Annotated in this window: 12 protein-coding genes and 1 riboswitch; of the genes, 5 read left to right on the top strand and 7 right to left on the bottom strand. The window is 32.2% G+C overall.

The window, feature by feature from the left end; all coding sequences use genetic code 11:
• Positions 1 to 29: 29 nt before the first annotated feature.
• From ACTS9J_RS02955 to ACTS9J_RS02935, 5 genes are all read right to left on the bottom strand, one after another.
• Complete coding sequence (locus tag ACTS9J_RS02955) at positions 30 to 1,316, bottom strand: APC family permease (RefSeq protein WP_219033802.1); 1,287 nt, start codon at positions 1,314 to 1,316, stop codon at positions 30 to 32.
• A gap of 69 nt (positions 1,317 to 1,385) precedes the next feature.
• Positions 1,386 to 3,773, bottom strand: a complete 2,388-nt coding sequence (locus ACTS9J_RS02950; protein ID WP_448352829.1) for a TonB-dependent receptor plug domain-containing protein — start codon at positions 3,771 to 3,773, stop codon at positions 1,386 to 1,388.
• A 53-nt stretch (positions 3,774 to 3,826) separates the two neighbouring features.
• Positions 3,827 to 3,930, bottom strand: a riboswitch (SAM riboswitch).
• 58 nt (positions 3,931 to 3,988) lie between these two features.
• Complete coding sequence (locus tag ACTS9J_RS02945; protein ID WP_114998715.1) at positions 3,989 to 4,588, bottom strand: aminotransferase class IV; 600 nt, start codon at positions 4,586 to 4,588, stop codon at positions 3,989 to 3,991.
• Positions 4,572 to 5,531 carry an aminodeoxychorismate synthase component I gene (locus tag ACTS9J_RS02940; protein WP_221855634.1) on the bottom strand — a complete coding sequence of 320 codons (960 nt, stop codon included), beginning with the start codon at positions 5,529 to 5,531 and terminating at the stop codon, positions 4,572 to 4,574. Before ACTS9J_RS02940 ends, ACTS9J_RS02945 begins: the two co-directional genes overlap by 17 nt.
• A gap of 15 nt (positions 5,532 to 5,546) precedes the next feature.
• The gene (locus tag ACTS9J_RS02935; protein WP_291047797.1) at positions 5,547 to 6,308 is read right to left on the bottom strand and encodes a hypothetical protein; all 762 of its coding nucleotides are present in this window, start codon (positions 6,306 to 6,308) and stop codon (positions 5,547 to 5,549) included.
• Between the two features lie 72 nt (positions 6,309 to 6,380).
• Between ACTS9J_RS02935 and ACTS9J_RS02930 the strand changes: the two genes are divergently transcribed.
• A complete protein-coding gene (locus ACTS9J_RS02930; protein WP_291047799.1) occupies positions 6,381 to 6,953 on the top strand; it encodes a nitroreductase family protein in 573 nt (190 codons plus the stop codon).
• A 109-nt stretch (positions 6,954 to 7,062) separates the two neighbouring features.
• Entirely contained in the window at positions 7,063 to 7,896 is an 834-nt protein-coding gene (locus ACTS9J_RS02925; protein WP_448352828.1) for an alpha/beta hydrolase, read from the top strand.
• Positions 7,897 to 7,946: 50 nt separating this feature from the next.
• Here ACTS9J_RS02925 and ACTS9J_RS02920 read toward each other — a convergent pair whose 3' ends face one another.
• Together ACTS9J_RS02920 and ACTS9J_RS02915 are read right to left on the bottom strand one after the other, a co-directional pair.
• Positions 7,947 to 8,444 (bottom strand): GNAT family N-acetyltransferase, encoded by a 498-nt coding sequence (locus ACTS9J_RS02920; RefSeq protein WP_171622578.1) that lies wholly within the window; start codon positions 8,442 to 8,444, stop codon positions 7,947 to 7,949.
• A gap of 32 nt (positions 8,445 to 8,476) precedes the next feature.
• Complete coding sequence (locus ACTS9J_RS02915; RefSeq protein WP_038336414.1) at positions 8,477 to 8,938, bottom strand: DinB family protein; 462 nt, start codon at positions 8,936 to 8,938, stop codon at positions 8,477 to 8,479.
• 134 nt (positions 8,939 to 9,072) lie between these two features.
• Here ACTS9J_RS02915 and ACTS9J_RS02910 point away from each other — a divergent pair, with 134 nt between their 5' ends.
• The 3 genes from ACTS9J_RS02910 to ACTS9J_RS02900 all read left to right on the top strand — a co-directional run bounded on the left by ACTS9J_RS02910 (position 9,073) and on the right by ACTS9J_RS02900 (position 11,359).
• On the top strand, positions 9,073 to 10,173 hold the full coding sequence (locus ACTS9J_RS02910; protein WP_114998705.1) for an Mrp/NBP35 family ATP-binding protein: 1,101 nt from the start codon (positions 9,073 to 9,075) through the stop codon (positions 10,171 to 10,173).
• 15 nt (positions 10,174 to 10,188) lie between these two features.
• On the top strand, positions 10,189 to 10,479 hold the full coding sequence (locus ACTS9J_RS02905; protein WP_114998704.1) for a NifU family protein: 291 nt from the start codon (positions 10,189 to 10,191) through the stop codon (positions 10,477 to 10,479).
• Positions 10,480 to 10,588: 109 nt separating this feature from the next.
• Positions 10,589 to 11,359 (top strand): DUF3108 domain-containing protein, encoded by a 771-nt coding sequence (locus ACTS9J_RS02900; RefSeq protein ID WP_286495162.1) that lies wholly within the window; start codon positions 10,589 to 10,591, stop codon positions 11,357 to 11,359.
• Positions 11,360 to 11,376 lie beyond the last annotated feature (17 nt).

Here is an 11,376-nt window from a genome sequence, read left to right as displayed (position 1 = left end):
ACCCACTCAAATTTGAGTGGGTTTTGTGATTAATTCTCTTTCTCAATTCTTTTATCAAAATAGAATAATACAATTCCTAATGCAATAATACCTAAACCAAATAAACTTTCTTTTGGTTTTTGCATCAAAACGAAATAACAGATATATAAACTAAATGCTAAAAATATAGCAGGCAAGATATAAAAGAATTTACTTTTGATAATAGTTAATTGATCTTGTTTGATAAAGAAAGCTGTACAAACTGCTAATGTTGCTAATATTTGTAAAACAAACGATGTATAGGTAAAAATCACTTCAAAATCTCCTGAAAAAATTAGCAAAATACTAATTGCTGTATGCACCCAAATTGCACGAACTGGAATTCTATTTTTGTTCTCTTTCGCCATAAAATTCCACAATTTATTTTCGCGCGCTGTGGCTTGCGTCAAACGAGAACCAATCCACAAATAACCGCTAATCGTCGCAATTAATTGTAAAGCAATAAAGCAACTCACCCATTTTACATTATTTCCAAGCAGATTACCGAACGAAATATTTGCAACATTTTCTTGTCCAGCCAAAGTTCCTGCTGATGCATGTTTCAAGAAAACATAATTTAGCAAAACATAAGAAATCGTGACAAAAATAACGCCTATAAATAGTGCTTTTGGTAAGTTTTGTTTTGGTTGCTCAATTTCTTCTACGATGTATGAAGCCGAATTCCAACCTGTATAAGCAAAAGTAACATAAACCAAAGACGTCGCAAATGCAGGAAGTAACAATTCATTTTTCCAAGTCGAATCAAAAACTACCGCATTTGGCTCAACTGCTGGAGCAAAATAAAAACCTAAAACAATTAAAACAACAATAAATACAACTTTTAGAATAGTAAAAATATTCTGAAATTTACTACTCAAATTTAGACTGAATGATTGAAAAACGGCAACAATCAAAATCATGGCTATTGCAAATTCTTTTCCTAAATCAAACCCGAAAACATTCAAGTATTTTCCCATTGCCAAAGCCGCTAAAGAAATCGGCGCTGAGAAACCAACGAATAAAGAAATCCAACTTGATAAATAACCAAAAACGGGATGAAATGTCCGAGATAAATAAATATAATCTCCTCCTGATTGTTTAAATTTTGAAGCTAATTCCGAATAAATAAATGCGCCAATCAACGCTAACAATCCTCCTATTGACCACAATAATAAGATAGAAGTTGTATTTTTTAAATCAGAAATTTGATAACCCAAACTGGTAAAAACACCTGTTCCGATCATATTCGAAATCACTAAAGCTGCTGCGGTTTTCCAACCAATTTTTGAATGTGCCATACACAAAAAAGTGCCAATTGAATGTTTGAATTTACATTAAAATTGACACTTTGAATATTTTATTATTGATTAAAATTTAAAACTTGCACGTGCAAAATAATACGCTCCTGTCATCCCCATTTGAACTGGCGCATACGGAAAAATTCCATAATAAGAATTCTCATAAACTTGCTTGTCTGGGAAAACATCAAACAAATTATTTGCACCAATTGTAAAGTTGAAATTCTTTGTAATATCATAACCAATCGAAGCATCCGTCACCGCTTTTCCCGTATGTTCTTGGATACTTCCCCAAGGATATCCATCTTTTGTCACTTTTCCGAAATACGTGTTACGCACCATAAAATTGAATCCAGAAATTGCATAATTCAATCCTAAAGTTGCTTTTGTTTTTGGACTTAATGATTCGATAATATTGACTTGATCAGGACCAAAAAATTCTTCCGTTGGAATTGTTAAAGCTGTTGGAAAATGATAACCGACAATTTTTGTTTCGTTGATATTTCCTGATAAACTTGCATTCAATTTTCCTCGACCTAAACGAGTATCATAGGAAATTACTAAATCCAAACCTTTGGTTTCTGTATCAATTGCATTCGTAAAAATACGCGCTGTCGCTACATTATATTTTTCTAAAGCAGGATCTGTGATATCAGAAGTTAAGACAATTCGGTCATCAACTTTTATAAAATATCCATCCAATGTGATAAATAATTTTGAAGTCGGACGAAATGTTAAACCTAAACTTGCATTGATTGATTTTTCTTCTTTTAATTTATCCAAACCAATTTCTTTCGACAATTCAGACTCATTTCGAATAATTCCTTTTGTTACCAAAACTTGATCACCATTATCATTCAAGAATAAATCGGTATACGAATTACTGAAATATTTTTGTTGTAAAGAAGGTGCTCTAAATCCTGTCGAAATCGCTCCACGAACCGAATATCCTTTTGCGTATTCATATCGCATCGCTAATTTTCCGTTGATTGTACTTCCAAAATCTGAGTAATTTTCAAATCGTCCAGCTAAATCAGCCGTAAAATCTCCAAATTTCAATTCTCCATCTACATAAGCCGCAACTGAGTGACGATCACCTTTTACAACATTCAATGGAGAAAACCCTACAAAAGATTCAGATCCAGAACCTGAATAAGACGCTTCATCTCCAGCTTCAATTTTATATTGTTCAAAACGATATTCTCCTCCAAACGCTAAACTAACATTTTGATTGATTCGTTTCGAAAAATCTAAATTGACTGTATTTTGTAAAAATTGATGTTTCCCAGCGTAAAAATCGGTTGGAGAATTTAAGCCTAATGATTGATTAATTGAATTTTCTAAATCATACTTGAATGAATTTAATCCAAAAGTATTGCTCAAGTCAACTTTCCATCCATCATATGAATAACGTAATCCTGTAGAATTTGAATAATCATTTACATTAGATTTTAACGTTGCTTGAAAACCATTTGGATAAATTTTTAACGCATCTTCAGACAATTCACTTGGCAATCTTCTAAAACCAAATCCATTACCTTGGCGCAACGAAACTCCTCCAAATGAATAAAAATCTAATCGATCATTAATCGCCGTTTCAGCATTTACAAAAAATTGTTGATTCTTGATTGCCACATCTCCAATTTGAAATCTAAAATCTTTTCTCGAAAGCCCTAAAGCAGCAATTTTAGCGTCATCCACAGCTCTTGCTACATCTGGATCATCTGCAAAATCGTACGCGAAATTATCTCCAAAAATATCTAAATTATGATCTTTCGAGCGATTTGTTTTTTTACGTTCACTTACAACAGCCGAAAAAACAATCGAACCCGATTGTCCTAGTTTCGTTCCATAACTTCCGTTAAAATTGTACGTTTCTCCATCATTTCGAGAAGTCTGACCATACGTCAAAGACGCGTCACCACCTGGTTTAGATTTCAAAACAATATTTACAACTCCCGCAATTGCATCAGAACCATATTGCGCAGCCGCACCATCACGTAAAACTTCAATTTTATCAATTGCTGAAATCGGAATTGCGCCTAAATCTGTTCCTACAGAACCATTTCCAACTGTATTTTGGTAATTCACCAACGAAGTTGTGTGACGTCGTTTTCCATTAATCAAAACCAAAACCTGATCTGGTCCCATTCCACGCAATGTCACAGGATCGATATGCTCCGTTCCATCGGCAGATGATTGACGAACAGAATTAAAAGAAGGAATAACCACATTCAAAATATCATTCACACTCAATTGAGGAGAAGACGTTTTCAATTTCTCAACATCGATAATATCGACAGGAACTGACGAATTAACCACCGTTCTTTCTGATGTACGACCACCGATTAAAATAACTTCGTTAAGATTTGTTTCCTCCTTTTCAACTTCTTGAGCAAAAAGTGTAGATGCGCAAATAAATGCGAATGAAGCAAGTAAAAATTTGTTTCTTTTCATTTTTAATTATCATAAAACTTTCAAGAAACCAACAGATAAAAGTGAAATACTTTTACTCATCTTTCCCTCTAATAGGTTGGATTTAGCACCTTAGATTATAAGTCATCTGGTTGCTAAGGTTTCACAGGGCCAATCCCTCCACCTTTCTTGATAAGTTATGCAAAGGTAATGTTAAAAAATGAAAACGCAAACAATACTCTATCAATTTCATAGAGTTATTGAATTAACAACGAAATATCCAATTCTTGGCTTTCGTCTAAATTCATCATCGCATTGATTCGTTTGAATGATTTAAAATTAACTAAATCTGAAACTTTTATATTTTTCTGAATGATTTCGCCTGATTGTAACAAAGCTTCTCGCATTGTCCCTTTCAACAGAAAAGTTCGTGGCGTGATCCATTGAGAACCGTCAAAAAAAACAATATTCGAATAAATACAATCTGTAATATAATTTGATTTTACCAAGACCAAATCATCTGTTTTTGACTCTTTTAAATATTCATCAAAAAACCAACGATCTAAATATTTGTAGGAATAATCAATTTTATTTTCGATCTCAAAAAGTTGAATACTTTCAATGGGTTTGATTTGATACGATTGAAATTCTACCGATTGAATTTCACGATCATAAACAATTCTAACTTTATATTTTTCGTCCGTTAAATCTGTCGGAAACTTAATAATTTCGTCCAATAAAATCGGATTGATTTCAGTAAAATTATCATTTCTTGTTCGATCAAATCTCGCTTGATGAAATTCTAAATTTCGAAGTTGTTTGTTTACACAACAAATCGATTCAATAAATTGGAACATACACTTTTTGTATTAATTCTTCGTACTCTGCTTTTGCCTTACTTTTTGCTGTTATTCCTCCTCCACTCTTGAAAAATAATTCACCTTGATTATTTTCGATGAAACGAATCATCACAGCACTATCAAGATTTTCGCCATCAAAAACACCAAAAACTCCTGTATAAAAATTTCGATGATACTTCTCGGCTTCTAAAATAATTTCAACGGTTTTCTTTTTGGGCGCACCGCAAATAGAACCAGCAGGTAAAAGTTGATCGAAAATCGTTCCTAAATTTTGATAATAATCATCATTCAAATCGCCTTTTATCTCAGAACTCACTTGCAAAAGTGTTGCATCATTTGTCTTCACCTCATCCATGTAGCGATAATTTATCACCTCAACATTTTCGGAAACAAGACTCAAATCATTTCTGATTAAATCGACAATTGTTGCATGTTCGGCAGCTTCTTTTTCATCATTCAAAATAAGTTGCTTCGCATTTAGAATCGAGGCATCAATGGTTCCTTTCATTGGATTTGAAAAGATTTTTTGATCTTCAATTTTCACAAAACGTTCGGGAGAAAAACAAACAAATTCGTTTTTATATTTCAGTTTATATTTTGCTTCAGAAAACTGAAAAATTTCGTGTAAAGTCAAATCAGTTTCAATTTTTGTTGGAAGCGTTAAATTCGTTAAATATGAATTTCCAAACAAAAGATTATCGTGAACATAATTGAATTTTGGCAAATATTCGTCGAAAGAAATCGGGAATTTATTGAATTTAAAATCTTTCTGAAAAGATTCTTTTTTTGTTGAATCTACTTCAAATTTTATCTCATCAGGTAATTCATTTAACGGAACTACTTCTCCATTTTCTTTCAAAAAATCGATCATAAAAAAAAAGGGAACTTTTGCAGCTCCCAATTCATTCATTTTCGTAAAAATCGAATGCTTTGCTAACATTCGATAAAATTAATATTATTCTTGGTTTGTACCAAGTAGATCAATTTCTGTTTTTTCATCATCTGTCAAAATCATATCTTTTAACATAAAATAAACCATCATATAGCCAATTGGATAAGTTGCTAACGCACCTACATAACAAGCAATAGCTCCTATTGAAGCAACCAGACTAACAACAATAGCTATTAGAACCATCCACCAAAAATTCTTTTTTACGATTGCATAAGAAGTTTTCATTGCGTCAATAGCGCTCATATTTCCATAATGAATAAGATACGGAGCCAGATAAATACACGCTTGTAAGAACAATAAAAATACTGTCGCCACTAAGATGTATAACATACCAAAAAGCGATGAACCAATCATTAATGCTGGGTTTACATTTTCGGGATCATTAAACATAAGTGGTAAAAAAGAAAAAATAATGTATGGTAACATTACAACTATTGCGACTCCCATTACGATAAGTGTTAAAAGGAAATAGCTTCCTATATTTTTGAAACCTCCAAAAAAGTCACCTAGCTCTAACGACATTTTGTTTTCGGCACGTTCTGCACCAATCATAAATCCCATTATAAGTGGATACATCACAAAAAGCAATCCGATTATAGTGAAGGAAGTAAACATATAAATAATAGCTGCAACAAGAGCATAAATAACAAATGGCTGCCAATTATTTTGAAAAAGTTCTAATGATTGATTGAAATATTTCCCGATATCAAATTGGAATTTATTGTTTTTGTAATATTCAATTTTGTTGTAGTCTAATGTTTTCATCTTAACGTTGGTTTAATTGAAATTAATGTAAATTTGCTTGATTAGTAGAATAAAATTAATAATTGGTACAACATGAATGCAAACGATTTATTATCAATCATAAAAAATAGACGCTCTATATTTCCTCCGCAATACAATCAAGAAGAAATTACGCGCGAAGAATTGAATCAAATTTTTGATGCAGCAAATTGGGCGCCATCTCATAAAAAAACAGAACCTTGGCGTTTTGTCGTTTTAGAAGGGCCTGCAAAAGACCGTTTCCGCGAATACGTAAAGCGTGTTTATGTGCAAGGAACGCCAACAGATCAATTGAGCGACAGAAAAATAAATGCATTAATTGAGAAATGTGATAAGTCGAATAAAATTGTATTAATCAATTTTATCAACACAGAAAAAAATCCTGAATGGGAAGAATTAGCTGCTACTTCTATGGCAGTTCAGAATATGTGGTTAATGGCAAGTGCGCTAAAGATTGGTGCATATTGGTCTTCTCCAGCAAATATTATCGCCAATGTTGATGAGTTTACAACTATGGAAGAAGGTGAAAAATGTGTTGGTGTTTTCTATATGGGAAAATTTGATGGAGAAATCCCAGAAGCTATTCGTCAACCAATCGAAGATAAAGTGAGATTTTTAGAATATTAAAAATCTTCTGAAAATAATTTGAGAAAGACTACTATTTTTTAGTGGTCTTTTTTATTAAATAGAAAATCAACTCTTTATGATTTTTGTATATTTGAATAAATACTTTAATATGAAATACATGAAATCGATTTTTAACTACTTATTAGTTGTAATCTCTATTAGTTTTTTTACATCTTGCAAAAACTCTAATCTGCCTGTTTACAACGATCCAATCCCGAAACACGAAACATTTACAATTGATTCTAAAATTCTAAATGAAAAACGAGTTATTAATGTTTGGGTTCCAATAGAATATTCGACTTCTCAGGATTCGTTATCCGTTTTGTATATGCCAGATGGCGGAACAAAAGAGGATTTTCCACATATTGCAAACACATTGGATAGCTTAATTACTTCGAAAAAAATAAAACCAGTTATTTTGGTTGGAATAGAAAATATACAACGTCGCAAAGATTTGAGTCCACCAACTGAAAATGAAGAAGATAAAAAAATAGCCGATGTTGTGGGAGGTTCTAATGAATTTAGAAGCTTTGTCAAGGATGAGTTATTTCCTGAAATCACGAAAAAGTATCGCACTAAAAATAATAAAGGAATTATTGGCGAATCGTTGGCTGGATTATTTATCATGGAAACTTTTCTGAAACAACCCGAAATGTTTGATTATTATATTGCAATTGATCCTTCACTTTGGTGGAACGATCAAAAAATGTTATTGAATTCAAAAAATGATTTAGCTAAATTTCCTTCAACTCCAAAAAAGTTATGGTTTGCAGGATCTGGAGCAAGTGATATTTTACCTTATACAGATGATTTGAAGAATATTTTAACGCAAGAAAAACTTCCAAATCTACAATGGAATTATTCTCCAGAACCTAAAGAAGAACATGCTACAATTTACAGAGCAACTAAAGAAAAAGCATTGATTTGGAGTATTGGTAAATAAAATTTATCTGATAAATAAAAAACCCTCACTTCAAATGAAGTGAGGGTTTTTTATGCGATTCGTTTTCCTAAAATAGTTAAACTTCTTTCTATTCCGTCTAAAATTGCAATATTGGGATAATTTCCCCAATCTTCGAAACCAAAATGCTTGAATAATTTCAAGCTCGGTTCATTATGCGAAAAAATAAAACCTAAAATCGTTTTGATTCCAAATTCTGGTGCTTTCGTAATGCTATATTCCAACACTTGTTTTCCTAAACCTTTTCCACGTTGCATAGCATCTAAATAAATGCTAATTTCTACAGTTGCATCATAAGCTGGTCTTCCATAAAAAGATTGAAAACTTACCCAACCTACAATGTCTTTCGATTCATTTTCTACAACCCAAAGTGGTCTTTTTTCAGGTGAATGTTCTTCGAACCATTTTACTTTACTTTCAACTGAAACTGGTTCTGTATCGGCAGTTACTAATCGCGAAGCTATTGTAGAATTATAAATTTCTGTTATTTTTTCTAAATCGCTTCGTTTAGCATCTCTGTATGTTAACATCTAAATTTTTAAATTTTATTCTCTTTTTGATTTTAAAAAGGAATATTCTTTTTCATCGCCATCATATAGCCCAAATGCATTGCTTCGTGAATATTGTTGTACAAAATTGCATCTTCAATCGATTCTAACGTCATACCAAAACTTGTTTTATATGATCGATAATACGATAGTTTTTCCGAACGATAATCCTTGAACATCTGCATTGGTGTACTTTCCAACATTTCCTTCAATTCTGTCACATCTTCTTCCGTTACTTCCGTATTTCCGATTGTTCCTTTTTTATACTTCTGAATAAACTGAATATCGACCAACATCCTATTATCGGTTAAATAATAATGGATCAATTGCTGAGTTGCCAAAACATGAGCCGCATTCCAAAACAAATTGTTTTTATAGCCAACAGGTATATAAAGTAGTTGCTTTAGAGAGTGTTGTTCAAGCTCATCAATAATCTGTTTTCTTATATTCGTCAGATAAATAATATGCTCTTCCATAGTCAGATTTAAAGTTTAAATATACATCAAATTAAGTCTATTTATCAAATTATAAAGCAAAACAATTAAAATCACGTTTTTAGATTATTTAAAGTCTTTGATTCTTCGTAATTTTGTCTCATTAAAATTAAAAGATGGCTTACACAAGAGATCAAATATATCAAGTATTAGAAGAATTAGGTATTCGCAATTGGATGCGTAACGCTCAAGTGATGGGAAATGATATTATATTGGATATTGTTTCTCCTTCGCCTGCAATGCACGAACGCAAGCGTTTGGAAATTGCGTTGAAAAATGCATTTAAAGAAAATTTACCTGAGTCAAATCTTAAACTTAACATTTCTGTTGAAGTTGAAGAAAAAAATCCGAACGAAATCAAAGGTTCTGAATTGCCAGGTGTTAAAAATATTATCGCTGTAGCATCAGGTAAAGGTGGTGTTGGTAAATCTACTGTTTCATCAAACTTAGCAATAAGTTTAGCAAACATGGGATTCAAGGTAGGTTTATTAGATGCTGATATCTACGGACCTTCTATGCCAATTATGTTCGATTGTCAAGATGCTCGTCCATATTCTGTAGAAGTTAATGGAAAAACGAAAATAAAACCAGTAGAAGCTTACGGAATTAAATTATTATCAATTGGATTCTTTGCTGATACAGATCAAGCAATTGTTTGGAGAGGACCGATGGCTGCAAAAGCATTGAATCAAATGATTCGTGATGCACATTGGGGAGAATTAGATTTCTTATTAATCGACTTACCTCCAGGAACAGGTGACATTCATTTATCTATCGTTCAACAAGTTCCAATTACAGGAGCTGTTGTAGTTTCTACGCCTCAAAATATTGCATTAGCAGATGCAAAAAAAGGAGTTGGAATGTTCCAAATGGAAGCGATTAATGTTCCAGTTTTAGGAATTGTAGAAAATATGGCGTATTTTACACCAGAAGAATTACCTAACAACAAATATTATATCTTTGGACAAAATGGTGCAAAGAACTTAGCAGAACAAATTGGTGTTCCTTTCTTAGGCGAAATTCCAATTGTACAATCTATTCGCGAAGCTGCTGACGTTGGTCGTCCAGCTGCAATGCAAGAAGATACTGTTGTAGCTAATGTTTACAAAGAAATTGCACGTAACGCAGTACAAAGTTTAGTAGAACGTAACAATACTTTGCCTCCAACAGAAGCCGTTCGTATTACAACGATGGCAGGTTGTTCGGCAAAAAATTAAAAAAAGTAAAAGATCATGACTCCAGAAGAAAAATATTCAGAAGTTGAAAAGGCCTTAACTGAAATTAGACCATTCTTAAATTCAGATGGAGGCGATATCGAATTAGTATCTGTAGAAGATAATATTGTAAAAGTTCGCCTTACAGGTGCATGTATAGCATGTTCTGTCAACCAAATGACCTTAAAGTCTGGTGTTGAAATGACCATCAAAAAATATGTTCCAGAAATAGTTTCGGTTATCAATGTTTCAGATTTTGAAACTTCAACTGAAGCAGATCAAATATCTTCCTTAAAAGAAGAAAATTAGAATATCATTAGATTCTCATAAATTAAAACGCCTTTATATCAATTTATAAAGGCGTTTTATTATTTTTGGCAAACAATTTGAATCTTAACCTCAAAACCAAAAATTCAAAATGAAAAAATATATTTTATTTTTTACTTTTATTGTCCTTTCATTTGCATTGCCTTTAAATGCTCAAAACAACTACAAAGTTGGCGAAAATCTAAAATTTAGAGTTCATTATTCTGGATTGAATGCAGGTTTTGCTTCAATTGATGTAAGAGAAGCTACATTGAACGGAAAAAGCCATTATCACATCGTAGGAAAAGGAACTTCTACTGGTGCGGTACGTGCTTTTTTTAAGGTAGATGATAATTACGAATCGTATATTGATAAAACAGATTTGAAACCGACAAAATTTGTTCGAAATATTGTAGAAGGAAGTTACAAACGTCATCAAATCTATTATTTTGATCACGCCAATAGAAAAGCAAAAGTTGAAAATAAACGAGATGGAAAAGTAACAACAGAAACAATTCCGTACGATGCACAAGATTTACTTTCTGCTTTTTACAGCTTACGTAATGCCAATCATTCCACTCTTAAAACAGGAAATTATTTGAACGAAAATATTTTTCTTGGTGACGAAACATTAAAGTTTCGATTAAAAGTTTTGGGACGTGAAACCTTAAAAACAAAATTCGGAAAAATTGCAGCAATAAAAATTCGTCCTTACGTACAATCTGGTCGCGTTTTCAAAGAATCAGAATCGGTTACGATGTGGATTTCTGACGATGATAACTTAGTTCCGCTAAAAATAAAAGCGGGATTATTAGTTGGATCGTTAAATGCAGATCTAAATGAATATAAAAATTTAAAATATCCAATCAATTTTACAAAGTAAAGTGATTAGTAAATCAT

This window comes from Empedobacter sp. ULE_I140 (assembly GCF_053482575.1).
Note: the sequence above shows the minus strand (reverse complement) of the source record. Positions and strands in the feature narration are given on the sequence as shown.